This is a genomic window from Pseudomonas putida (assembly GCF_003228315.1).
Lineage (GTDB): Bacteria > Pseudomonadota > Gammaproteobacteria > Pseudomonadales > Pseudomonadaceae > Aquipseudomonas > Aquipseudomonas putida_S.
In genome coordinates this window covers 3249746-3271901 of record NZ_CP029693.1, presented here as the reverse complement: position 1 = coordinate 3271901, position 22156 = coordinate 3249746, and the positions used below count along the sequence as shown (strand labels likewise).

Below are 22156 nucleotides of genomic sequence, written 5' to 3'. Positions count from 1 at the left end.
GCTACTCACGGTGAGTCCATGATCGGTGGACTGCTGCGCACCATGCTTTTGCCGATAGTCAGTTCTGTCTTGCACGGCAATTTCGCCATCGGCCACAGCTCGGCGACAGTCGTCCCTGCAAAGTGAATTTCCAACGGGCGGTTTTTGAGTTTTTCAAAGATGTAGCGTGCGGCTTTGGCGGCCGGCCAGAGGAAAGGGGCCGATGGGTCTTTTTTGGCAGCTGGCGGGGTGTCGGGAGCGCCGGGGCTGACCACGGTGACTTCGACTCCATCTGATGCAACGTCCAGGCGCATGGACTCGAACAGGTAGCGCAAGCCGGCTCTGGAGTTGCCATAAGCCTCCGCTCGCGGGAGCGGCAGGTAGGTGACCGGGCTGGCCAGGCCGACCAAGTGCGGTGCAGTTCCGGCGCGCAACAGCGGCAACGCAGCTTCGACGCAATAGCTGCTGGCAAGCAGGTTGGTGCGTACAACATGTTCGACGATCGAGGCATCGAACTGTTTGGCATCCACGTATTCGCAGGTGCCGGCATTGAGAATCAACGTATCCAGGGATCCCCAGATCTCGGCAATCTGCTCGCCGGTCTCGCGCACGGTCTGACTGTCGGTCATATCGCCAGCCAGCACCAGCACTTGCCCCGGATACCGTTGAGACAAGACTTTCAAAGGCGCCAGCGAACGTGAAGTGACGGCCAGATGGGCACCGGTTTTCAGTATTTCTTCAGCCAGCGAGGCGCCCAGGCCATTACTTGCGCCTGTCAGCCAATATCGTCGTGGGGGCGTAAGGCTCATCCCGTGCTCCTTCTCGATCGAGGGTTGCCCCGATCCCATATCGATAAAAATTCCAAAAACAGTAACCCGGCGAGTCGCCAATTAGTATCCATGTTCACCTCCGGCGCTCTGACGTGGCGGCAGGTTCTTGAACGCGGCGAGGGCTCGGGCACGGGAGGCATGCAGATCGACAATCGGCGGCGGGTAATCCGCGACCCCGAAGAGGCCACCGACATCCGGGTTATGGACTTCTTTTTTGTTCAGCCCCGCCAGTTCCGGCAGCCATGCCTTGATGAACACGCCTTGAGCGTCGAATTTTTCCGACTGGCTCAACGGGTTGAATATGCGGAAGTAAGGCGCTGAGTCGGTGCCGGTCGATGAACTCCATTGCCAGCCGCCATTATTGGCGGCCAGGTCGCCATCAATCAGGTGACGCATGAAAAAGCGCTCGCCTTCGCGCCAGTCGATCAGCAGGTTTTTGGTCAGGAACATGGCCACAATCATGCGCAGGCGATTGTGCATCCAGCCGGTTTCCAGCAACTGACGCATGGCCGCGTCAATAATCGGCAGGCCGGTGCGGGCCTCCTGCCAGGCGGCAAGCTCATCAGGCGCATCGCGCCAGGCCAGGGCTTCGGTTTCCGGGCGGAATGCACGGTGGCGGGACACCCTTGGGTAGCCCACCAGGATGTGTTTGTAGAACTCGCGCCACAGCAGTTCATTGATCCAGGTCACCGCGCCGACCTTGCCGCTTTCAAACTCCCCCTGATTGCTCTGCAATGCCGCGTGCAGGCACTGGCGCGGGGAAATCACGCCGGTGGCGAGATAGGCCGACAGTTGGCTGGTGCCGGGTTTGGCCGGGAAGTCCCGCTCGGCCTGGTAGTGGTCGATCTGGGCGTCTGTGAAACTGTCGAGGCGCCGTCTTGCTTCAACCTCGCCGGCGGGCCACATCCGGCGCAGGTGCTCGGTGGGAGGGGCAAAGCCCTCGATCCGGGTCGGGATCTCGTCGCTGGCAACCTTCACCGGCTTTTGCGCTCTGGGTGCTTTAACCAGACCGGGCAAGGAATGGTGCAGGCGTTCGTAACAGACCTTGCGAAACTGACTGAAAACCTGGAAGTACGTGCCGGTTTTGGTCAGCACGCTGCCAGGCCGGAACAGCAGTTGATCGAGATAACGGTGAACGGCAATACCTTCGCCTTGCAGCGTGTCGGTCACTGCCGTGTCGCGCTGGCTTTCGTGGATGCCGTATTCCTCGTTGAAATGCACGGCGTCGATCTTCAGTTGCCGGCACAACTCCAGCAGTACCTCTGGCGCCTGATCCCAGTGGTCGGCCGAGCGGATCAACAGGGGAATGTTCAGCTCGCCCAGCGCCTGGCTCAGATGCGCCAGATTGCGTAGCCAGAAGTCCACTTTGCACGGCGCATCGTCGTGTTCCAGCCATTGCCCGGGGCTCAACAGATACACCGCCACGCAGGGGCCTGCCGCGGCGGCGGCCGAGAGGGCGGTGTTGTCGTTTACGCGCAAGTCGCAGCGCAGCCAGATCAATTGCATGCAGACGTCCATATCAAATCAACCCGTGCCGAATGAGTGCCTGGTGTGCCAGCAACGGGTCTTGGGCCAGGTACAACTCAGCAATCACGGCAGTTCTTTCGGACAACTCGGCGTGGTGGATGCACACCGTTGGTCCGGCGATCATTTTTGGGCAGTTGACGCCATTCAAAAGTTTCGTCAACTGCGCAAGGTTCATGGCTTTGCTGGAATACAGCAGCACGCCCCGGGGTTGCAGATGGTCCACCGCCAGCGCCAGTTCTCCGGCGGGCAGCGGCCAGTCGAACACTTGCACCGGACAATCGGCGCTGCTGATCAGCCAGGCGGTGAGCCACAGATGCGGTTCCAGTGGCAGGTCCGAGTGATTGATCAATAACAGGGGCGAAGTGTTTAGCTGGCGGTTGTTATGGTAGATGCGCGCGCCGAATTTGCTGCGTAGCCAGGAATAAAAAAATACGCGCTCCACCTGGGCGCCAAACTGGCCTTGCCAGCGTTGCTCCAGATCCGCCAGCAAGGGCATCAGCAGGTGCTCGCACAAGGTTCGCGGCGGGTACAGCGCGATGTTCTGGTTGATGGTGTCGTCCAGGGTGCGCTCGGCCAGATGCGTAACCGCTTGCAAAAGAGTCTGGCGCAACCGTTGCCAATCGTTTTCCACGGGGCCGCTGATGGCCTGCGGAGTGTCGAGCAATGGCTTGACCTGGCTGACGGCGACACCACGATTGAGCCAGGTCAGAATAGTCAGGATGCGTTGCACATGTTCGGCCGAGAACAGCCGGTGCCCCTTGGGCGTGCGCTGCGGCACGATCAAGCCATAGCGGCGTTCCCAGGCGCGCAGGGTGATGGCGTTCACCCCCGTCTTACGGGCCACTTCTCGAATAGGAAGCCAGCCTTCGTCGAGGGCTTTGCGAAAGTCCGCGCCCAGGTCTTCGCTGGCGCTGCTGTCGGGTCGGGCGTTCATCAAATGGCGTTTCGCAAACTGAGGTTTTCCGGGTGCGGCTGCAGGTAGACCTGCTGCGCAATGTAGGGATCAGGGTGTTGGCGAAAGTGATGCTTGAGCAGCGTCAGCGGCACCACCAGCGGCACGATGCCGTGACGATACTGGCCAATGACGTGCTGCACTTCCTGTTTATCCTCGGCGCTGATCGCCTGTTTCAGATAACCGCTGAGGTGTTGCAGGACGTTGGTGTGCGTGCCTCGCGTGGCGCAGCGTTTCAGGGCTGTCATCAGTTCGCTGAAGTAACGCGGACCCAGTGTTCGTGGATCAGTGCGGCCCATGTTGCCCAGCAGGTTGCCCAGTGTTTTGTATTGCACCGGGTTATGCGCCATCAGCAGGTACTTGTAGCGCGAATGAAAGTCGGTGAGGCCGCGACGGCTCAAACCTTCTTGCAGCAGTTGCTGCCAGGCGTGGAAAGCGAATACGCGGGTGAGGAAGTTTTCCCGCAGGACCGGGTCGTTCAGCCGTCCGTCTTCCTCCACCGGCAAATCGGGACGCGACGCGCAAAAGGCCCGGGCGTAGATGCCCTGGCCGCCACGGTCCAGCAGTGCGCCGTTAGCGTGGTAGACCTTGACCCGCTCCAGTCCACAGGATGGTGACTGCTGCATGAAGATGTAGCCGCAGATATCGTCCAGTTCCACCGCCATGTGTTGGCCGTATTCGGCCAGTGGCCGGGTGACGTTGAGCTGGGGAGTGACCGTACCGATTGCCTGGGGCTGGTCCACATCACCCACCAGCCGGATCGGTTCACGGGGAATGCCCAGGCCGATGGCCACTTCCGGGCAGACCGGCACGAAATCGAAGTAGTCGGAAAGTGTTTGGCGGCACAGTCGTGATGCCTTGTGTCCACCGTTGTAGCGCACCTCGGCGCCCATCAGGCAGGCGCTGATGGCGATTTTCGGTTTGGTGGCGGGCAGGGGCATGGAAGCACCTCGGAATCAAAACCTGTACAGCTTTTGGTATCTGTACAACTTGGGTTCATCATAGATTCAAAGGTGTGCAAGTCAAATTTTTTGTACAAGTTTATGTAGGAGCGGCCTTCGGCAGCCCCTACAGAGGGTTACTGCAAATGCTCATGCAAACGGCGGGCAGCCTCCTGGCCGCTGAGCCATGCACCCTCCACCCGCCCCGACAGACACCAGTCACCACACGCATACAGGCCCAGATCGGCATCGGCCAGGGTGCCCCATTCGTGATTGCTGTTGGGGCGGGCGTAGAGCCAGCGGTGGGCGAGGCTGAAGGTCGGCGCGGGCATGGCGCTGTGCAGCAGTTCGGCGAAGGCTCCGTGCAATTGCTCGATCACGGCCTCTTTCGGCAGATCGATGTGCTGGCGGCTCCAGGCGCTGGTGGCGTGCAGTACCCAAGTGTCCAGGGTGTTGTCGCGCCCGGGTTTGCTACGATTGCGCGCCAGCCAGTCGAGCGGGCTGTCTTGCAGGAAGCAACCTTCCATGGGCGTTTCCAACGGGGTTTCGAACGCCAGGGCAACGGCCCAGGTCGGGTCCATTTTCACCCCGGCGGCGGCACCGGCGAGCTTCGGCGCCGAGGCCAGCAGCGCGGTTGCCTGCGGGGCGGGCGTGGCGATCACGACGTGACTGAAGGGGCCGTGGGTAAAGCCTTCGGCGTCCTGCAGATGCCAGTGTTCTTCACCGCGATACACCTCGGTGATCCGGCAGGCGAAATGCACTTCGAGATCGCCGAGCAGGGCGCGGGTGATCGCGCTCATGCGCGGCGTACCGACCCAGCGCGTCTGTTCGTCCGGCGACAGATCGAGCCGGCCACCGTGGTAGGTGTACAGCTGCGGCGTCCACTCGGCGACCCAGCCGTTGGCTTGCCAGCGCTGGACTTCAGTGACGAAGCGGCGGTCGCGCGCGGTGAAGTATTGCGCCCCCATGTCCAGGGCACCCGCATCGCTGCGCTTGCTCGACATGCGCCCGCCACTGCCGCGGCTTTTGTCAAAAAGCTGCACGACATGCCCTGCGTCCGTCAGGGCTTGAGCGGCTGAGAGCCCGGCAATGCCGGTGCCGATGATTGCGATAGGTACAGTCATAAGGGCCTCGTTTACCTTTCTTTCTGTACAGACTACGCGGGGGTTAAAACCTGTACAATTTTGTTATTAGGTACAACTTCTCGCGTTCTCGTTCCGACAGCTTGACCTATTGTTAAACACAGAGGCTGCCCGATATCAAAGATCCCTTGCTTATAAAAATAGACTAGTGATCAAGGTAAAACGCCACGCGAGGAAGAAGTCATGCACATATTGCTGACCGGCGGTACTGGTTTGATAGGACGTCAGCTCTGTCGGCACTGGTTGAGTCAGGGGCATCGGCTGACTGTGTGGAGTCGCACGCCGGTCAAAGTGGCGAAAATCTGTGGTGCTCAAGTGCGGGGAATCGCTCGACTGGAGGAAGTGGGGCAGGAGCCTGTCGATGCCATCGTCAATCTCGCCGGCGCACCGATCGCCGATCGTCCATGGACGCACAAGCGCAAAGCGTTGTTATGGAGCAGTCGCATTACCCTGACGGAAACTCTGCTGGCCTGGCTCGAAAGCCGGGAGCAGAAACCACGGCTGATGATTTCCGGTTCCGCCGTGGGCTGGTATGGCGATGGCGGCGAGCGTGAACTGACTGAGGCGTCGCCACCGGTAATCGACGATTTCGCCAGTCAGTTGTGTATTGCCTGGGAGGAAACGGCCCAGCGTGCCGAAGCCTTGGGCATTCGCGTGATACTCATCCGCACCGGGCTGGTGCTGTCGGCCGAGGGCGGCTTTTTGTCGCGGCTGTTATTGCCGTTCAAACTGGGGCTGGGCGGGCCGATTGGCAATGGTCGGCAGTGGATGCCGTGGATCCATATCGACGATCAAATCGCCCTGATCGATTTTCTTCTGCATCGCAATGAAGCCAGCGGTCCCTATAATGCCTGCGCACCGAAGCCGGCGCGCAATCGCGAGTTTGCCAAAACCCTCGGTAGCGTGCTGCACCGTCCGGCGTTCATGCCGATGCCGGCGATTGCGCTGAAGGTCGGGTTGGGCGAATTGTCGTTGCTGTTGTTGGGTGGTCAGCGAGCCATGCCGGCTCGCTTGCTCAAGGCAGGTTTCACTTTCCAGTTCACTGATTTGCGCGCGGCCCTGGATGATCTGTCCAGCCGCCTCTGAAATAGGACGTTGCATGACCGATCACGCGTTGCTCCTGGTCAACCTGGGCTCACCGGCCTCCACCTCGGTGGCGGATGTGCGCAGCTACCTCAATCAGTTTCTGATGGATCCCTACGTGATCGACCTGCCATGGCCGGTGCGGCGTTTGCTGGTGTCATTGATCCTGATCAAGCGCCCGGAACAGTCGGCCCACGCCTATGCCTCGATCTGGTGGGAGGAGGGCTCGCCGCTGGTGGTGCTAAGCCGACGCCTGCAACAGGCCATGAGCTCGCAATGGCATCACGGTCCGGTTGAACTGGCGATGCGTTACGGCGAGCCGTCCATTGAGTCCGCCCTGTTGAAGCTGGTCGCCCAAGGGCACAAGCGCATCACCCTGGCACCGCTTTATCCACAGTTCGCCGACAGCACCACGACCACTGTGATCGAGGAAGCCAGGCGGGTTGTGCGCGACAAGAAACTCGATCTGCAACTGTCAGTGCTCCAGCCGTTCTACGATCAGCCGGAATACCTCGACGCCCTCGTGGCAACGGCCAGTCCTTACCTGCAACAGGATTACGATCACTTGTTGCTGAGCTTCCACGGATTGCCGGAACGACACCTGACCAAACTCAATCCGGGCCATCGCTTCGACGGCGAAGGCGACTGCTGCGCCGGTGCGCCGCCGCAAGTGGTTGCCACCTGTTATCGCGGCCAGTGCCTGCGCACCGCCAGGGAGTTTGCCAAGCGCATGGGCCTGCCGGACGGCAAGTGGTCGGTGTCCTTCCAGTCGCGCCTGGGACGCGCCAAATGGATCGAGCCCTATACCGAAGCGCGCCTCGATGAGCTGGCTAAAAGCGGTGTAAAGAAGGTGTTGGTGATGTGCCCTGCCTTCGTGGCTGACTGCATCGAGACCCTGGAAGAAATCGGCGATCGCGGGTTGGAGCAGTTCCGCGAGGCGGGAGGGGAGGAGTTGGTGTTGGTGCCGTGCCTCAATGATGATCCGCGGTGGGCGCGGGCATTGAGCACGTTGTGCGAAAGGGCGCCTTTGACCCTTTAAAAGCATCGCGGGCAAGCCTTGCTCCCACAGGTTTCGCGTCGTTTCACAATGGTGAGGTCGACATAAAACCTGTAGGAGCAAGGCTTGCCCGCGATGGCGTACTGAAGGCCAATTAAATCAGCGGCTCATCCGCCTTCTTGTGCTTCCAGCTGTCATTGCCCGGCAGGATCAGGTTCAGCGCAATCGCCACCACCGCGCACAGCGCGATGCCTTTGAGGCCGAAATCGTCCGGACCGGTACCGGTGCCGACGAGTACGCCACCAATCCCGAACACCAGGGTTACCGAGACGATCACCAGATTGCGCGCTTCGCCCAGGTCGATCTTGTGGCGAATCAGCGTGTTCATGCCCACCGCCGCGATCGAACCGAACAACAGGCACAGAATCCCGCCCATCACCGGCACCGGAATGCTCTGCAGCAACGCGCCGAATTTGCCGATGAACGCCAGGCTGATGGCGAAGATCGCCGCCCAGGTCATGATTTTCGGGTTGTAGTTCTTGGTCAGCATCACCGCGCCAGTCACTTCGGCATAGGTGGTGTTGGGCGGGCCGCCGAACAGGCCGGCTGCGGTGGTGGCGATGCCGTCACCGAGCAGGGTGCGATGCAGGCCTGGCTTCTTCAGGTAGTCGCGACCGGTCACGCTGCCCACCGCAATCACGCCGCCGATGTGCTCGATGGCCGGCGCCAGTGCCACCGGAACGATGAACAGGATCGCCTGCCAGTTGAATTCCGGTGCAGTGAAGTTCGGGATGGCGAACCACGGTGCCATTGCAATCTTCGCGGTGTCGACCACGCCGAAATAGAACGACATGCCAAAACCCACAAGCACGCCGGAGATGATCGGTACCAGGCGGAAAATGCCTTTGCCGAACACCGCGACGATCAGGGTGGTCAGCAGCGCTGGCATCGAGATCATCATGGCCGTCTGGTAATGAATCAGCTCGGAACCGTCGCCGGCCTTGCCCATCGCCATGTTGGCGGCGATCGGCGCCATGGCCAGGCCGATGGAGATGATCACCGGGCCAATCACCACGGGCGGCAGCAGGCGGTCGATGAAGCCGGTGCCTTTGATCTTCACGGCCAGGCCGAGGAAGGTATAGACGAAGCCGGCCGCCATCACGCCGCCCATGGTCGCCGCCAGGCCGAACTGGCCCTTGGCGAGAATGATCGGAGTGATGAAGGCAAAGCTCGACGCCAAAAACACCGGCACCTGACGCCCGGTGACGATCTGGAACAGAATCGTCCCCAGACCTGCGGTAAACAGCGCCACGTTCGGGTCCAGGCCCGTGATCAGTGGCATCAGCACCAGGGCGCCAAAAGCCACGAACAGCATCTGCGCGCCAGACAGCACCGTGCGCCAGAGCGGATCGTTGAACTCATCCTGCATGGTCACGCGTCCTTCTGCTTGGTGCCGAAGATCTTGTCACCGGCATCGCCCAGGCCCGGGATGATGTAACCGTGTTCGTTGAGTTTCTGATCGATGGAGGCGGTGTAGATGGTCACGTCCGGATGTGCCTTCTCGACCACGGCAATGCCTTCCGGCGCGGCGACCAGCACCATGGCGCGGATGTCCTTGCAGCCGGCTTTCTTCAACAGATCGATGGTGGCGACCATCGAACCGCCGGTGGCGAGCATCGGGTCGATGATCATGGCCAGGCGCTCGTCGATTTCCGGGACCAGTTTCTCAAGGTAGGTGTGGGCTTCGAGGGTTTCCTCGTTGCGGGCTACGCCCACGGCGCTGACCTTGGCGCCCGGGATCAGGCTCAACACGCCTTCGAGCATGCCGATACCGGCACGCAGGATCGGCACCACGGTAATCTTCTTGCCGGCGATTTTTTCCACCGACACGGTGCCGCACCAACCTTCGATATCGTAGGTTTCCAGCGGCAGGTCTTTGGTGGCTTCATAAGTGAGCAGGGCGCCGACTTCCTGAGCGAGCTCACGGAAATTCTTGGTGCTGATGTCTGCGCGGCGCATAAGGCCTAGTTTGTGACGGATCAGCGGATGGCGGATCTCGAGGATGGGCATGGGAAAAGGCTCCGGCGGCGGGCAAAAAAACCGGCCTAGATTAATCTATCCGAGGTTGATGTCCTATAGACATAGAGTACGTTAGTCCACAAACGCTTGATCTGGCCGTTCGGGATGCGTACCTTTGCCCGCTTTTCCGAAATCGACCCTCCCCCTCATTCCCCTGGAGAGCGCCATGTCCGCTAATCTCGAGCATATCCGTCAAATCATGCGAGAGGCTGACTGCCTGTACACCGAAGCTGAAGTCGAGGCGGCCATCGCCCGCGTCGGTGCGCAAATCAACGATCAACTGGCGGACAGCAACCCGGTGGTGTTCTGTGTGATGAACGGCGGGCTGATTTTCTCCGGCAAGCTGCTGACCCATCTGAACTTCCCGCTGGAATCGTCCTACCTGCACGCCACCCGCTATCGCAACGAAACGAGCGGCGGCGAGCTGTTCTGGAAAGCCAAGCCGGAAATCTCGTTTATCGACCGTGACGTGCTGATCATCGACGACATCCTCGATGAAGGTCACACCCTGGGCGCAATCATCGACTTCTGCAAACACGCCGGCGCACGTAAAGTGCACACCGCCGTCCTGATCGACAAGGACCACGACCGCAAGGCTCGCCCGGACCTGAAGGCCGATTTCGTCGGTTTGCCGTGCATCGACCGCTACATCTTCGGTTACGGCATGGACTACAAAGGTTACTGGCGCAACGCCAACGGAATTTTTGCCGTTAAAGGAATGTAAGCAATGGCCACACCGAGCTTTCTTGATCAAACGCTGTTCACTGAATTGGCCGAGAAAGCCGGGGCCAATCCGCGTGGGCGCCAGCACCACAACTTCCACCAGATGGAAGAGGCCTGTCATCGCATGGCGGTCGGTCTGCAACCGGGCACCTATATCCCGCCTCATCGTCACCTGGGGGAAAACAAGGCTGAAACCTTGCTGGTCCTCAAGGGGCGCCTTGGGCTGTTGATTTTTGACGAGTCCGGCGCAGTGGTGAAAAAGCAGATCCTGCAGGCCGGTGGCGACTGTGTCGGCGTGGATCTGCCGACCGGGGTGTTCCACGGTCTGGTGGTATTGGAAGCCGACAGCCTGATGTTCGAGTGCAAGGCAGGCCCTTATCGGCCGGTCGGTGAAGGTGAGCTGGCACATTGGGCGCCCCGTGAGGGCGAGCCGGGTGTCGCCGAATACCAGGCCTGGATGCGCGCGCAGTTCGATTGATTTTGTACACCACCTCTGTAGGAGCGAGCCTGCTCGCGATGGACCTGAGAACACCACGTGGTATCAGGTTTTCCGCGTCATCGTTGACGACCATCGCGAGCAGGCTCGCTCCTACAGGGGAGGACGCGCGTGGTAGAGTGCTCGGCCCCGTTTCCGGAGCCCGCCATGAGCCATCTGATCCGCTGCTGCGCCGCCCTGTTGCTGACCCTCAGCCTGCCCCTGGCCGCCGCCCCGGCACCGATGCACGCTCAATTCCTGCCCCCGGATGACCTGACCCTGCGTGACGCGGAGCCCGAGCAACAACAGTTGTTGCAGGTTACCGAGTATTCGGTGGTGGTCGGCAGCCAGCGTCAGTCCAACCAGCAACCTATCCCGGTCACTTCTCCACTGTTGATCCGCCTCAAGGGCAAATCCCTGAACAAGGGCGCGACGATCAGCCAGGTGCTGGTCAATTTCGATGGCGAAAGCAAAAGCCTGAAAAAGCCGGTCTACGACGACCAGAGCAAGACCCTGACGCTTTACTACCCGTTGGCTCAGTATCGAGTGATCATCGATCTGCTGCGCAATGACACCGTGTATTGCCAGTTCCTCAGCTACGCCAACGGCCATATCTGGGCCGATCTGCACACCGGCAGCGTTCGTCCGCGTTGAGTGCCGGGCCCGCGCGGGGGTAAACTGCCCGCCCCGTGAAATGTCTGCGAGCTGGAGCCGGCAATGCGTAAAGATAAGAAACAAGTGATTGGTGACGAAATCGGCGATGAGCAGATCAAGTTGTTCCTCAATTTCGAACCGGTCGACGCCACTTCGCCTTCGTTGCACAAACTGATCAAGGCCTACCGTGGCTTGCGCATCGACGATTTCGAACGTTTCCTGACGTTCTTCATCGAGGCCGGTTATGACGTGAACGGCAAGGACGAGCACGGCAATGACTTCGTTGCCCTGATCCAGGATCAGCGCAACGCGCCGGAATACATCGAGCTGATCGAAAAGGCTCGCGGTTAATCCGAAGGCATAAAAAAACGCCCCGCCCTCAATGAGGGCGGGGCGTTTTTTATTGGGGCCGGATCAAGCGTAGCTTTCGGTTTCGCTGCTGGCTTCAACCAGTTCCAGGGCGACGTTGTTCTGCGTGTTGATCTTGCGATACAGCGCAGCGTCGGTTTCCAGGACTTTTTCGCGAGCCGGGAAGATTTCCGCTAGTTTGGCAGCCCATTCGCCGGAAGCTTTGCCCGGGAAGCATTTTTCGATCAGTTCCAGCATGATCGAAACGGTCACCGATGCACCTGGCGAAGCGCCGAGCAGGGCGGCAAGAGAGCCGTCCTTGGCCGCGACCAGTTCGGTACCGAATTGCAGGATGCCGCCTTTTTTCGGGTCTTTCTTGATGATCTGCACCCGTTGGCCGGCCACTTCCAGGCGCCAGTCTTCGGCTTTGGCTTCCGGGTAGAAGCGGCGCAGGGAGTCCAGGCGCTGCTCCATCGATTGCATCACTTCGCTGACCAGGTACTTGGTCAGGTCCATGTTGTTTTTCGCCACCGCCAGCATCGGGCCGATGTTGCCGGCGCGAACCGACATCGGCAGGTCCATGAAGGAACCATGCTTGAGGAACTTGGTGGTGAAACCGGCGTACGGCCCGAACAGCAGGGACTTCTTGCCGTCGACGACGCGGGTGTCCAGGTGCGGCACGGACATCGGTGGCGAACCCACCGCAGCCTGGCTGTAAACCTTGGCCTGGTGGTGCTTGACCACTTCCGGGTTGTCGCAGCGCAGCCACTGGCCGCTGATCGGGAAACCGCCGAAGCCCTTGCTCTCTTCAATGCCCGAAGCCTGCAGCAGCGGCAATGCCGCACCGCCAGCGCCGAGGAAGACGAATTTGGCATCGACTTCACGGCTGTTGCCGCTGTTGACGTCCTTGATGCTGACGGTCCAGCCGCCGCTCTTGTTGCGTTTCAGGCCGGTCACGCGCTTGCAGTACTTGACCTGCGCATCGGGGGCGCTGGTCAGGTGCTTGAGCAACTGGTTGGTCAGGGCGCCGAAGTTGACGTCGGTACCATTGATCACGCGGGTGGCGGCGAGGACTTCATCCTTCGCCCGACCTGGCATCATCAGCGGCATCCACTCGGCCATCTTGGCCTTGTCTTCGGTGTACTCCATGTCGGAGAAGGCGTGGTGCTTGCTCAGCAACTTGAAGCGTTCCTTGAGGAACGACACGCCTTTGTCGCCCTGGACGAAGCTCAGGTGCGGCACCGGACTGATGAAGGATTTGCACGAACCGAAGGTGCCTTTTTTGGTCAGGTACGACCAGAACTGCTTCGACACCTCGAACTGGGTGTTGATGTGCACGGCTTTCTTGATGTCGACTTTGCCATCGGCAGACTGCGGCGTGTAGTTCAGCTCGCACAGGCCGGCGTGACCGGTACCGGCGTTGTTCCACGGGTTGGAACTCTCCGCGGCACCGGAATCCATCAGCTCGACGACTTCCAGCTTGATCGCGGGGTCGAGCTCTTTGAGCAGTACGGCCAGGGTGGCGCTCATGATGCCGGCCCCTACCAGTACTACGTCGACTGCTTCGTTATGCGCCATTTAACGCGTCTCCAAAATCTGCAGCACCAAATTGACGGCATGGCTGCCAGGTGTTCCGGGGCGAGTCAGTGATGCCCCTCAAACTCATGGCAGGATCGCCATGTCCGAATCTTCGCAATTTTTTGCAACTTCGACGGACGCTGCCTGCCGGGTCTAATCAGAGTCCATATGAACTCATTTCAACGGGCGACTGGCAATTCGACTTATGGTCGATACATCCGTTCGTGCAACCAAATCCGTAGCGGACAGGCTTCAGGCCCCGGTATTCGAGGAGTACTCGGTCCTGTGTCGTCGGGCTGTTGTAGACGCTAATGGTGCATATCCAAACGCAAAACTATTCATTTGCTCGCCACACTCTTGTGAAGTTGTGAAAACCCGTTTTTTTCACGCTCTTTTGAAGACGTGAACCTCAAAAAGGGCTGTCCCAGCCTGGCACTGTGCCCGCAGGGTTGGCCGCCAGGGAGTACATGACGGGCAAATCGGGCAAACAGCTCAGTGACCGAGCGTAATGACAGCTCTGCAGATTCGCGCAAAGTGGTGGTTTTGCCAGAGGAACAGCAAGCGCGCCAGCTTCACTCGATCTGTGTGGGCGGCTCTCTGTGGGCGGTGCGGATTGCCAATACCGGAGCATTGACGGTGTTGCGAGGCCCGATCAGGAGACGTCCTTATAATCGGGGGGAGATTGTATCTAAGAAATGCAGGGAAATGGGCGTGTTTAACGACTTTTATTAGGCGTCTGGTCAGGTGGTCAACAGTTGTCGTACCCGTGGGCGGGACTGATGCTCGGTGATGCGGGCGCTGGCGGGCAGGGGCTGGTGCAGCCAGTTGAGGCGGATTTCCTCGATTTCGACCCATCCGTCGCCCATGGGCTGCAGGCTGCATTGCTTGAATGCCTGGCAATGGCCGTTGTGATCGAGCAGGGCGAAGCAGCGGTGCAATGGGCGTGGCGCGAACAGCGAGACGAGAAAGCGCATGGCAAATGACCTTTTGGCTGATTGCTGCCTAGATTGTCAGACTGTCGTGACGCGCCGGTGAAAGGCCGGTGAAAAATCTGTGACAGGAACCCCGGTCCGGCGGATGTGTCAGAGATTTCAGTAATCACCGTGCGACGCTGGTTCGCTGCAGTGGCGCACCGCTATACTGCCGGCCTGTTTTTGTGCCTGATTATGGAGAGAAGAGCATGTTGCAACGCCTGTTGTTCGGTTTGATCACTGTGACCAGCTTGACGCTGGTCGGCTGCGCCCACAGTCCGCAACAACTGAGCCCGGAACCGAAACTGACGGCGCAACTGGCACCGGTAGGTCATGGTCAGCCAGTGGTGGTGCGTGTGGTGGACGGACGTCCGTCGCCAACCCTGGGCACCCGTGGCGGTCTGTACCCGGAGACCAGCGCGATTACCGTACAGGGCGCGCAGATCCTGCCAAAGCTGCAGGCCCAGGCCGAAGCCGCCGTTCGCCTGTTGGGTTTCACCCCGACCGCCAATGCGATGAACGCACCGCAGTTGACCGTCACTCTGGCCGAACTGAAGTACCAGTCGCCTAAAGAAGGCATGTACGTGACCGAGGCAACCATCGGCGCGACCTTCCGTTCCGACGTGCAGAACGCCAACCGTCGTTACAGCGGCCGTTATGGCTCATCCCTGGACCAGCGTTTCGGCATGGCGCCGAACCAGGAAACCAACACCAAGCTGGTCAGTGACGTGCTGAGCGATGCGTTGACCCGTCTGTTCAAGGATCCGACGATAGGTCAGATTCTCGGCGAATAATCTTTCGCCGGATGCGAAAAAGCCCGGTACCAGCAATGGTCCCGGGCTTTTTCATGCCTGCTGAGCAGGTGCGTATGCACCGAGCAGTGAAGGAGTCCGCGTTCTGGCAGATAAACCAGGGTAATCATCAGCTAATTGTCGGAAAGAGAGGGCAGGCCCAAAGGCATTCGGTAGAATCCCGGCCGCGGTCGTCGCTCGGCGTCTGCCCTACCTGTTTTGCTTGAGGCTTGTGATGTCGCTGCACTTGATGACGCTGTTTACCGCCCATCCCGCCAAATTGATCAATCTGCTGGCTTTGCTGTTCGCATTCCCGGGCGGATGGTTGCTGCATGCCACCCGTCGTCGCGAGCAACGCGCCATGGCCAGTCTCCAGGCGCAGCGCCAGAATGGTTCCGGTGAAGAACCTGCGCTGGACTGGGCGACCCTGCGCATGAATCGCTTTTTCTACGTCTTCGGCTTTGCCTGCATGGGGCTGGCGCTGCTGGTGTCGTGGATCAGCACACAGGTTTAATGAAAACGGCGCCCGAAGGCGCCGTTGTTGTATGCGGGGTTACAGCGGCAACCCGGCCTTGACCCGATACTGATTGCGCACCGGCGTCGCATATTGCAGCACCAGGTAGGGGCGATGTTCTTCAGGGCAGGCATCCAGGCGTTGCTGCCATTGTTCCCGGGCCTTGGCCAATTCGTCGGTCGCGAACAGTTCGGCGGCGTTTGGCACCTGCAACTGCGGGTCGGCGTCTTTCCACTGTGCATAAGCCAGGTAGTGCACCGGGAACAGGCGATAGCCGCCCAGAATCTGCTTGTCCATCTCGACCGCCAATTGCTTGGTGTCTTCATACAGCTCAGTGATGGGCGCTGCAAAGTTCACGTGAACCCGGCCCTTGTAGCCAGTGATGCCCTTGGCAATGCTCACATCGTCCTCGCCCGGCGCCTTGGTGTAGGTGCCGGTGGTGGCGCGGATGTAGAGTTCGCGGGCCTTGGCCTGGTCGCACGGGTCGTATTCATAGCTGATCGACACCGGCGTCAGGTTCAGCGAACGGATGACCTCGCCGAACGGCTCGTCCTTGCGGCTCATGTGGAACATCTTGAGGATCGCCGACTCGGTGCGGTCGTCGCCGTCCTTGGCACGGCCTTCGGCCTGGGCGATCCAGATGGACGCGCAATCGTTGCGGATCGAATGGTTGATGTAGGCCGACAGCAACTGATAAGCCGCCATTTTCTCGCGGCGGCCGGTGATCGAGCGGTGCACGATAAAGCTCTTGTTCAGGCGCATCAGGTCGCTGACGAAGGGCTTTTGCAGCAGGTTGTCGCCGATGGCGATACGCGGCGTCGGCAGGCCGGCGTGATACACGGCGTAGTTGACGAAGGCCGGGTCCATCACGATATCGCGGTGGTTGGCGATGAACAGATAGGCGCTGCCGGACTTGAACTGCTCGACACCGGTGTAGGTCACCCCGTCGGTGGCGCGCTCGATGGTGTGGTCGACGTAATGCTCGACTTTGTCCTGCAAGGTCGCCACCGACGTGATACCGGCGAACTCACGACGCAGACGATGAGCTATAAGAGGTTTGAGCGCCCAGCCCAGGGCACCGGCAAAACGCGGAAAGCGGAAGTGGGTGAGGATATCTAGAAACGCCTTGTCGCCGAGCAGTCGTGCCAGCACTGCCGGGACTTCGCTGTCGTCGTAAGGTCGGATGGCATCGAATTCGCCCATCATGCTCTCTTGTTAGAAACGGCTAGGGTAAGTAAAGGTTCTGATCGAAAACCGGCAGGGCGCGGTCTGAAAAAGTAGTCAGACAAAAATAGCCCTGCAAATAGACCGGCGATTATACGCACAAGTCACTCGGGAGACCGCGATGCTGGAGACTGCAAGTTATGAATGTCCGTATTGTGGTGAGGAAGTCGAAACCACGCTGGACCTGTCCGGTGGGGATCAGACCTATATTGAAGACTGTCAGGTGTGCTGTCGGCCGATAACCTTTGTGTTGCAGGTTCACGAAGATGAATGGCATCTCGAAGTCTTCAGCGAGAACGATTGAAGGTTTATATGCAGCGAATCTACGAACCGGAAAACCTGATGGAAGGCGAATTGCTGCAAGGCATGCTCGCCAGCGAGGGCATCGAGGCGCATCTGGTGGGACGCGACCTGGTCGGTGCCAGCGGCGAGTTGCCGATTTTCGGACTGCTGGGCCTGGCGGTGGACAACGATCAGGCCGAATACGCCCGCGAGCTGATCAGCGCGTACAATGCCGCGCTGCCGCTCCCCGGTGATGAACCGGAGAGCTTTCCGGGCACGCTGGTCTGTTAGGCTGGCCGTTCGTTCGATCAAGAGTTGTGCTGCGCCATGTGTGGACGTTATGCCCTGTTTCGCTGGAATCCCGCCTTTGCCGCCCTGCCTGGCTTCCCTGCCGATCAGCAGGCCCAGTGGAACATTTCCCCCAATGATTCGGTGTTGATCCTGCGTGCCGGCGAAAACGGGCAACGCAATCTCGCGCGTGCGCGCTGGGGGCTTACACCACCGTGGCTGACCGATATGTCGCGCACCCCGGCCCACGCCCGGGCCGAAACCGTGGCCGAGCAACCGATGTTTCGCGAAGCCCTGCGCTTGCGCCGTTGCCTGTTGCCGGCCAACGGTTTCTACGAATGGCGTGGCGGCACGCGCAAACGCCCGTACTGGCTGACGCCGGGGGAGGGCTCGTCGCTGTTTTTCGCGGCCATCTGGGAGGCTTATCCGGTGCAGGAGCAGGTGTGGCTGAGCACGGCGGTGATCACCCAGCCGGCAGCCAGTCAGCGTCGGCCGTTGATTCTGGATGCGACGGGGCAGGCGGCCTGGCTCGATCCGCAAACGCCGTTGCACACCTTGCAGGCCCTGTTGGCCAGTGAGCCCGCCGCATTGCGCGAGCGGGTGCTGGCGAACATGGTCAATGATCCGAAGCTCAATGGGCCGGAGTGTTTGACCCCGGGTTAATGGGGTGTTTGTACCGGCCCCATCGCGAGCAAGCTTTGCTCCTACGGGATTGAGGCAATTCCCAATGGGGGGCCAGACGCAATCCTGTGGGAGCAAGGCTTGCCCGCGATAAGGTCCGCAGGACCTTCCTCGATGATTAAACCTTGAACTGATTGATCAACCGCCGTTGCTGCTCAGCCAGCTTGGTCAAGTCCGCACTGGCCGCACTCGATTCATCCGCGCCACCCGCCACTTCATTAGCCACCTGACCGATGTTGATCACGTTGCGGTTGATGTCGTCCGCCACCGCGCTTTGTTCCTCGGCGGCACTGGCGATCTGGGTGTTCATGTCATTGATCACCGACACCGCCTGGGTGATGGTTTCCAGCGCTTCAGCCGCTTTGGCCGCGTGCTGCACGCTTTCATCGGTACGGTGCTGGCTGTCCTCCATCACCCGCACCACGTCCCGCGTGCCTTGCTGCAGCTGCTGAATCATGGTCTGGATTTCTTCGGTAGCGCCCTGGGTCTTCTGCGCCAGGTTGCGCACTTCATCGGCCACCACCGCAAAACCACGCCCCTGTTCACCGGCCCGCGCCGCCTCGATGGCCGCGTTCAGCGCCAGCAGGTTGGTCTGTTCGGCAATCCCGCGGATGGCGGTGAGGATCGCATTGATGTTCTCGCTGTCCTTGGCCAGGGTCTGCACCACGCCCACCGCGCGACCGATTTCCACCGCCAGTGCGCCAATGGAATTGGACGTGTCATGGACAATCTGTTTGCCCTGGCTGGCCGCCTGGTCGGCATGGCTGGCGGCTTGCGCGGCCTGCGTCGCGTTGCGCGCCACGTCCTGGGCGGTAGCGGTCATTTCCTGCACGGCGGTGGCCACCTGGTCGATCTCGGCCATTTGCTTGTGCACGCCGGTGTTGGTGCGGATGGCGATATCGGCGGTGTGTTCGGATGAGTCGCTGACACTCTGCACCGACGTCACCACCTGGGTGATCATTGCCTGCAGCTTGGCCAGGAAGGTGTTGAAGCCCTTGGCGATCGAGCCCAGTTCGTCGGCGCGATCACTGCTCAGGCGGCGGGTCAGGTCGCCTTCGCCTTGAGCGATGTCGTCGAGCATGGCGACCATCTGCTTCAGCGGGCGGGCAATGCCGTGGCCGACCAGCCAGATCACCAGCAAGCCGAGGCCGGCGATCAGCAGGCCGACCATGGCCATGCCGAAGGTGTCGGATTTGCGCTGGGTGTTCAGATCAGCCTGCAGCTTTTGCAAGTCGGCCATCACCGCGTTCAGCGGCAATTGCAGCATCATGGTCCAGCGGGCATCGGTCTGGCCGATACCGAAGGGCAGGTACAACTCGATGCGGCCCTGGGCCTTGTCGACGGTGTAGGTGACTTCGCCGCGCTTGAGATTGGCCATGTTGGCAATCTGCTGGCTGTCGAGGATGTCGCTGACTTTCTCGCCGAACTTGCTCGGATCCTTGGTGTAGGCAACGATCCGGCCGTTACCGCCGATCAGGGCCATTTCGCCGGCGCCACCGTAGAGTTTCTGGTTGGCACCCAGGAGCATTTCCTGGATGAAGTTCACCGACAGGTCGGCGCCGACAATGCCCTGGAAAGCGCCGTTGAGCATGATCGGTTCGATGAAGGAGGCAAGCATGACGATCTTGTCGCCGACCTTGTAGGGCGCCGGATCGATCACGCAGGATTTTTTGGTTTCCTTGGAGCACAGGTAGTACTCGCTGGCGCGCACCCCGGTGGACAGGGTTTTCTGGTCATCCACGTCCACCAGTTTGTCCTGGCCCAGGCTGCCATCCGCGTTGCGGAACCACCAGGGCAGGAAGCGTCCGTCCTTGGCGTCGATGCCGACCACTTGGGTGCCGATGTAGGCGGCGTCGTTGTGGTCCAGCGCGTCTTTTTCCCAGCCGATGTAGGTGCCGAGGATTTTCGGGTTTTTGGCGACGTTTTCCTTGATCAGGCCGATCAACTGCTCGCGGCTCAAGGTCAGCGCCGGCTGGCCGTCGGCACCCTTGGTACCGATCAGGGTGTTCACACGCACCAGGCCGCCGGCGATCAGCAGTGGCGCTTCGAGTTCACGCTGGATCTGGCTGACCTGGGTCTGTGCCAGGGAGGTCAGGCGCTGTTCGATGACCTGCTCGAATTGAGCCTGGGTCCGCTCCTGGACCATGTCTTGCGTCCGGGCACCGGAAAACAGCGCGTAGACCACCAGCGCTGCCACCACACTGAGAACGATGGCGCCCGCCAGGGCTGCCACGGAAAACTGGATCGACTTGAATTTCATGGGTGCTCCGCACGCAATAGGTCATCTGCGGAGCAATATCGGCAGGGGATTCGAAGGGCATGAGCGGCCCAAGTCGAAATCATTGCTTTTTGCAGGGTGGATGTCGCAAATGGATCGTCGCGGTTCGTAAACGACACGGGTTTGCCGGGTTTGTGAGTTTTTTACTGCGCTGGCGAGAGCTTTGTCCGAATTCTGCGTCTTAGCTGCGATGTAAGTCAGGTTGTATCTGGCGTCGATACATTTACACGCCTAGGATAACGGTCAGGTTTTTCAGGGAGTTAATTGATGAACAAGACATTGGTGTTGTGTGGCCTGAGCGCCAGTCTGCTGCTCGGCGGATGCCAGTCGGTCAATACCACCAGCGCTGGCGCCGTCGGCGTGGAGCGCAAGCAGTACATGTTCAGCATGTTGTCTGAGCAGGAGGTCAACCAGATGTACGCCCAGTCCTATCAAAAGACGGTGGGCGAGGCGACCAATCAGGGCGTGCTGGACAAGACCAGCAGCGATGCCAAGCGGGTCCAGGCGATTGCCGATCGGCTGATTGCCCAGGCGCCGACATTCCGTCCTGATGCGGCCCAGTGGAAGTGGGAAGTCAATCTGATCAAGAGCGACGAGCTCAATGCCAACTGCGGGCCTGGCGGCAAGATCATTTTCTACACCGGGCTGATCGACAAGCTGCAACTGACCGACGATGAAATCGCCGCGGTCATGGGGCATGAAATCGCCCACGCCTTGCGCGAGCACGGTCGTGAAGCGATGTCCAAGGCTTACGGGATCGAAATGGCCAAGCAGGGCGCCGGCGCATTGTTGGGCCTCGGCCAGGACAGCCTGGCATTGGCGGATGCGGTCGCCAATTACGGCATGACCTTGCCCAATAGTCGTGAAAACGAAAACGAAGCGGATTTGATTGGGCTCGAACTGGCCGCACGCGCCGGCTACAACCCGAACGCCGCGATCAGTCTGTGGGGCAAGATGAGCAAGGCCAGCGAAGGCGCGCCACCGGAGTTCATGAGCACTCACCCGTCTTCCAGTAGCCGGACGGCTTCGTTGCAGGCGGCGATTCCGAAGGTGATGCCGCTTTACGAGAAGGCAAAGAAGTAGTCCTGTAGCGCGGCTGATGCCGCCATCGCGAGCAAGCTCGCTCCCACAGTGGATCTTCATTGTTCGCGGATTTTGTGTTCGCTGAAGATCATAGGTGGGAGCGAGCCTGCTCGCGATGAACGATGACGCGGTCTATTGACCTGTCACGTCAAACCCACCCACTGCTCTGCATCGCCTTGTACACCGCGACAATTGCCAGGATGAAGAACGCCGAAGCCGCCAGCCGGCGAATCAGCGCCAGTGGCAATTTGTCCGCAGCGAAGTTACCCGCCAGAACCACCGGAACGTTGGCAATCAGCATGCCGGCGGTGGTGCCGATGATCACCAGCCACAACTCTGGATACTGCGCCGCGAGCATCACGGTCGCGATCTGGGTCTTGTCACCGATTTCCGCCAGGAAGAACGCAATCAGCGTCGTCAGGAACGGTCCGAACTTGCGGGCGGTGCTGGCTTCGTCGTCATCCATCTTGTCCGGCACCAGGGTCCACAGTGCGGTGGCCGCAAAGCTCGCCGCGAGGATCCAGTGCAATAACGTGTCCGAGAAGAAGCTGCCGACCCAGGCACCTACCGCACCGGCTGCCGCGTGGTTGGCCAGGGTCGCGGCAACGATGCCGGCGATGATCGGCCAGGGTTTACGGAAACGGGCAGCGAGAATGAGCGCGAGCAGTTGCGTCTTGTCGCCGATTTCGGCCAAGGCAACGATTGCGGTGGGAACGAGTAATGAATCCAGCATCAG

General features: G+C 60.2%; 24 protein-coding genes and 1 pseudogene. 12 read left to right on the top strand and 13 right to left on the bottom strand.

Annotation, left to right across the window (positions count from 1 at the left end):
* Positions 1-5: 5 nt before the first annotated feature.
* The 5 genes from DKY63_RS15195 to DKY63_RS15175 form a co-directional block, all read right to left on the bottom strand.
* Positions 6-788: an SDR family NAD(P)-dependent oxidoreductase gene (locus tag DKY63_RS15195; protein ID WP_110964856.1), complete on the bottom strand. Its 783-nt coding sequence runs from the start codon at positions 786-788 to the stop codon at positions 6-8.
* Positions 789-869: 81 nt separating this feature from the next.
* Positions 870-2315, bottom strand: coding sequence for a deoxyribodipyrimidine photo-lyase (gene phrB / locus DKY63_RS15190; protein ID WP_110967931.1), 1446 nt, complete (start codon positions 2313-2315; stop codon positions 870-872).
* Positions 2316-2328: 13 nt separating this feature from the next.
* Positions 2329-3270: a MerR family transcriptional regulator gene (locus DKY63_RS15185; RefSeq protein ID WP_110964855.1), complete on the bottom strand. Its 942-nt coding sequence runs from the start codon at positions 3268-3270 to the stop codon at positions 2329-2331.
* On the bottom strand, positions 3270-4229 hold the full coding sequence (locus DKY63_RS15180; protein ID WP_110964854.1) for a YbgA family protein: 960 nt from the start codon (positions 4227-4229) through the stop codon (positions 3270-3272). Before DKY63_RS15180 ends, DKY63_RS15185 begins: the two co-directional genes overlap by 1 nt.
* Positions 4230-4366: 137 nt before the next feature.
* Positions 4367-5353 carry an NAD(P)/FAD-dependent oxidoreductase gene (locus DKY63_RS15175; RefSeq protein WP_110964853.1) on the bottom strand — a complete coding sequence of 329 codons (987 nt, stop codon included), beginning with the start codon at positions 5351-5353 and terminating at the stop codon, positions 4367-4369.
* Between the two features lie 201 nt (positions 5354-5554).
* Here DKY63_RS15175 and DKY63_RS15170 point away from each other — a divergent pair, with 201 nt between their 5' ends.
* Together DKY63_RS15170 and hemH are read left to right on the top strand one after the other, a co-directional pair.
* Entirely contained in the window at positions 5555-6457 is a 903-nt protein-coding gene (locus tag DKY63_RS15170) for a TIGR01777 family oxidoreductase (protein WP_110964852.1), read from the top strand.
* Between the two features lie 13 nt (positions 6458-6470).
* Positions 6471-7493, top strand: a complete 1023-nt coding sequence (gene hemH, locus DKY63_RS15165) for a ferrochelatase (RefSeq protein ID WP_110964851.1) — start codon at positions 6471-6473, stop codon at positions 7491-7493.
* Positions 7494-7605: 112 nt separating this feature from the next.
* Here hemH and DKY63_RS15160 read toward each other — a convergent pair whose 3' ends face one another.
* Both DKY63_RS15160 and upp read right to left on the bottom strand, forming a co-directional pair.
* A complete protein-coding gene (locus tag DKY63_RS15160) occupies positions 7606-8880 on the bottom strand; it encodes a uracil-xanthine permease family protein (protein WP_110964850.1) in 1275 nt (424 codons plus the stop codon).
* Positions 8881-8882: 2 nt separating this feature from the next.
* On the bottom strand, positions 8883-9521 hold the full coding sequence (gene upp / locus DKY63_RS15155) for a uracil phosphoribosyltransferase (RefSeq protein ID WP_096509110.1): 639 nt from the start codon (positions 9519-9521) through the stop codon (positions 8883-8885).
* 175 nt (positions 9522-9696) lie between these two features.
* Here upp and DKY63_RS15150 point away from each other — a divergent pair, with 175 nt between their 5' ends.
* The 4 genes from DKY63_RS15150 (at position 9697) to DKY63_RS15135 (ending at position 11733) form a co-directional block, all read left to right on the top strand.
* Complete coding sequence (locus DKY63_RS15150) at positions 9697-10254, top strand: hypoxanthine-guanine phosphoribosyltransferase (RefSeq protein ID WP_110964849.1); 558 nt, start codon at positions 9697-9699, stop codon at positions 10252-10254.
* Positions 10255-10257: 3 nt separating this feature from the next.
* On the top strand, positions 10258-10731 hold the full coding sequence (locus DKY63_RS15145; protein ID WP_110964848.1) for a WbuC family cupin fold metalloprotein: 474 nt from the start codon (positions 10258-10260) through the stop codon (positions 10729-10731).
* Positions 10732-10896: 165 nt separating this feature from the next.
* A complete protein-coding gene (locus tag DKY63_RS15140; RefSeq protein ID WP_110964847.1) occupies positions 10897-11382 on the top strand; it encodes a hypothetical protein in 486 nt (161 codons plus the stop codon).
* Positions 11383-11445: 63 nt separating this feature from the next.
* Entirely contained in the window at positions 11446-11733 is a 288-nt protein-coding gene (locus DKY63_RS15135; protein ID WP_110964846.1) for a PA4642 family protein, read from the top strand.
* Between the two features lie 63 nt (positions 11734-11796).
* Here DKY63_RS15135 and mqo read toward each other — a convergent pair whose 3' ends face one another.
* A complete protein-coding gene (gene mqo / locus DKY63_RS15130; protein ID WP_110964845.1) occupies positions 11797-13308 on the bottom strand; it encodes a malate dehydrogenase (quinone) in 1512 nt (503 codons plus the stop codon).
* Positions 13309-14048: 740 nt separating this feature from the next.
* Positions 14049-14282, bottom strand: coding sequence for a hypothetical protein (locus DKY63_RS15125; protein WP_110964844.1), 234 nt, complete (start codon positions 14280-14282; stop codon positions 14049-14051).
* 206 nt (positions 14283-14488) lie between these two features.
* Between DKY63_RS15125 and DKY63_RS15120 the strand changes: the two genes are divergently transcribed.
* Both DKY63_RS15120 and DKY63_RS15115 read left to right on the top strand, forming a co-directional pair.
* The gene (locus DKY63_RS15120; RefSeq protein ID WP_110964843.1) at positions 14489-15073 is read left to right on the top strand and encodes a YajG family lipoprotein; all 585 of its coding nucleotides are present in this window, start codon (positions 14489-14491) and stop codon (positions 15071-15073) included.
* Positions 15074-15305: 232 nt separating this feature from the next.
* A complete protein-coding gene (locus tag DKY63_RS15115; RefSeq protein WP_110964842.1) occupies positions 15306-15584 on the top strand; it encodes a hypothetical protein in 279 nt (92 codons plus the stop codon).
* A 39-nt stretch (positions 15585-15623) separates the two neighbouring features.
* Here the strand turns inward: DKY63_RS15115 and DKY63_RS15110 are convergent, their stop codons facing one another.
* Positions 15624-16790, bottom strand: coding sequence for a 1-acyl-sn-glycerol-3-phosphate acyltransferase (locus tag DKY63_RS15110; protein WP_110964841.1), 1167 nt, complete (start codon positions 16788-16790; stop codon positions 15624-15626).
* Between the two features lie 139 nt (positions 16791-16929).
* Here DKY63_RS15110 and DKY63_RS15105 point away from each other — a divergent pair, with 139 nt between their 5' ends.
* From DKY63_RS15105 to DKY63_RS15095, 3 genes are read left to right on the top strand one after another with little or no spacing between them, the layout of a single operon-like run.
* Positions 16930-17112 carry a CPXCG motif-containing cysteine-rich protein gene (locus DKY63_RS15105; RefSeq protein WP_110964840.1) on the top strand — a complete coding sequence of 61 codons (183 nt, stop codon included), beginning with the start codon at positions 16930-16932 and terminating at the stop codon, positions 17110-17112.
* Positions 17113-17120: 8 nt separating this feature from the next.
* Complete coding sequence (locus tag DKY63_RS15100) at positions 17121-17381, top strand: putative signal transducing protein (protein ID WP_110964839.1); 261 nt, start codon at positions 17121-17123, stop codon at positions 17379-17381.
* 36 nt (positions 17382-17417) lie between these two features.
* The gene (locus DKY63_RS15095; protein WP_110964838.1) at positions 17418-18041 is read left to right on the top strand and encodes an SOS response-associated peptidase; all 624 of its coding nucleotides are present in this window, start codon (positions 17418-17420) and stop codon (positions 18039-18041) included.
* Positions 18042-18177: 136 nt separating this feature from the next.
* On the opposite strand, the gene DKY63_RS33105 is transcribed toward DKY63_RS15095, so the two are convergent.
* On the bottom strand, positions 18178-18921 hold the full coding sequence (locus DKY63_RS33105; RefSeq protein ID WP_430523156.1) for a methyl-accepting chemotaxis protein: 744 nt from the start codon (positions 18919-18921) through the stop codon (positions 18178-18180).
* 111 nt (positions 18922-19032) lie between these two features.
* Positions 19033-19230 (bottom strand): annotated as a pseudogene (locus tag DKY63_RS33100) (HAMP domain-containing protein); the annotation flags it as partial.
* Positions 19231-20604: 1374 nt separating this feature from the next.
* Between DKY63_RS33100 and DKY63_RS15085 the strand changes: the two are divergent.
* Positions 20605-21420, top strand: coding sequence for a M48 family metallopeptidase (locus DKY63_RS15085; RefSeq protein ID WP_110964836.1), 816 nt, complete (start codon positions 20605-20607; stop codon positions 21418-21420).
* A 148-nt stretch (positions 21421-21568) separates the two neighbouring features.
* On the opposite strand, the gene DKY63_RS15080 is transcribed toward DKY63_RS15085, so the two are convergent.
* Positions 21569-22153, bottom strand: a complete 585-nt coding sequence (locus DKY63_RS15080) for a TMEM165/GDT1 family protein (RefSeq protein WP_110964835.1) — start codon at positions 22151-22153, stop codon at positions 21569-21571.
* Positions 22154-22156: the final 3 nt, after the last annotated feature.

What these genes read in the sequence shown, in the direction of transcription:
- DKY63_RS15195 (WP_110964856.1), bottom strand. Translation starts at nt 788, where the DNA reads ATGAGCCTTACGCCCCCACGACGATATTGGCTGACAGGCGCAAGTAAT.
- phrB (WP_110967931.1), bottom strand. Translation starts at nt 2,315, where the DNA reads ATGCAATTGATCTGGCTGCGCTGCGACTTGCGCGTAAACGACAACACC.
- DKY63_RS15185 (WP_110964855.1), bottom strand. Translation starts at nt 3,270, where the DNA reads ATGAACGCCCGACCCGACAGCAGCGCCAGCGAAGACCTGGGCGCGGAC.
- DKY63_RS15180 (WP_110964854.1), bottom strand. Translation starts at nt 4,229, where the DNA reads ATGCCCCTGCCCGCCACCAAACCGAAAATCGCCATCAGCGCCTGCCTG.
- DKY63_RS15175 (WP_110964853.1), bottom strand. Translation starts at nt 5,353, where the DNA reads ATGACTGTACCTATCGCAATCATCGGCACCGGCATTGCCGGGCTCTCA.
- DKY63_RS15170 (WP_110964852.1), top strand. Translation starts at nt 5,555, where the DNA reads ATGCACATATTGCTGACCGGCGGTACTGGTTTGATAGGACGTCAGCTC.
- hemH (WP_110964851.1), top strand. Translation starts at nt 6,471, where the DNA reads ATGACCGATCACGCGTTGCTCCTGGTCAACCTGGGCTCACCGGCCTCC.
- DKY63_RS15160 (WP_110964850.1), bottom strand. Translation starts at nt 8,880, where the DNA reads ATGCAGGATGAGTTCAACGATCCGCTCTGGCGCACGGTGCTGTCTGGC.
- upp (WP_096509110.1), bottom strand. Translation starts at nt 9,521, where the DNA reads ATGCCCATCCTCGAGATCCGCCATCCGCTGATCCGTCACAAACTAGGC.
- DKY63_RS15150 (WP_110964849.1), top strand. Translation starts at nt 9,697, where the DNA reads ATGTCCGCTAATCTCGAGCATATCCGTCAAATCATGCGAGAGGCTGAC.
- DKY63_RS15145 (WP_110964848.1), top strand. Translation starts at nt 10,258, where the DNA reads ATGGCCACACCGAGCTTTCTTGATCAAACGCTGTTCACTGAATTGGCC.
- DKY63_RS15140 (WP_110964847.1), top strand. Translation starts at nt 10,897, where the DNA reads ATGAGCCATCTGATCCGCTGCTGCGCCGCCCTGTTGCTGACCCTCAGC.
- DKY63_RS15135 (WP_110964846.1), top strand. Translation starts at nt 11,446, where the DNA reads ATGCGTAAAGATAAGAAACAAGTGATTGGTGACGAAATCGGCGATGAG.
- mqo (WP_110964845.1), bottom strand. Translation starts at nt 13,308, where the DNA reads ATGGCGCATAACGAAGCAGTCGACGTAGTACTGGTAGGGGCCGGCATC.
- DKY63_RS15125 (WP_110964844.1), bottom strand. Translation starts at nt 14,282, where the DNA reads ATGCGCTTTCTCGTCTCGCTGTTCGCGCCACGCCCATTGCACCGCTGC.
- DKY63_RS15120 (WP_110964843.1), top strand. Translation starts at nt 14,489, where the DNA reads ATGTTGCAACGCCTGTTGTTCGGTTTGATCACTGTGACCAGCTTGACG.
- DKY63_RS15115 (WP_110964842.1), top strand. Translation starts at nt 15,306, where the DNA reads ATGTCGCTGCACTTGATGACGCTGTTTACCGCCCATCCCGCCAAATTG.
- DKY63_RS15110 (WP_110964841.1), bottom strand. Translation starts at nt 16,790, where the DNA reads ATGATGGGCGAATTCGATGCCATCCGACCTTACGACGACAGCGAAGTC.
- DKY63_RS15105 (WP_110964840.1), top strand. Translation starts at nt 16,930, where the DNA reads ATGCTGGAGACTGCAAGTTATGAATGTCCGTATTGTGGTGAGGAAGTC.
- DKY63_RS15100 (WP_110964839.1), top strand. Translation starts at nt 17,121, where the DNA reads ATGCAGCGAATCTACGAACCGGAAAACCTGATGGAAGGCGAATTGCTG.
- DKY63_RS15095 (WP_110964838.1), top strand. Translation starts at nt 17,418, where the DNA reads ATGTGTGGACGTTATGCCCTGTTTCGCTGGAATCCCGCCTTTGCCGCC.
- DKY63_RS33105 (WP_430523156.1), bottom strand. Translation starts at nt 18,921, where the DNA reads ATGGCCGAGATCGACCAGGTGGCCACCGCCGTGCAGGAAATGACCGCT.
- DKY63_RS15085 (WP_110964836.1), top strand. Translation starts at nt 20,605, where the DNA reads ATGAACAAGACATTGGTGTTGTGTGGCCTGAGCGCCAGTCTGCTGCTC.
- DKY63_RS15080 (WP_110964835.1), bottom strand. Translation starts at nt 22,153, where the DNA reads ATGCTGGATTCATTACTCGTTCCCACCGCAATCGTTGCCTTGGCCGAA.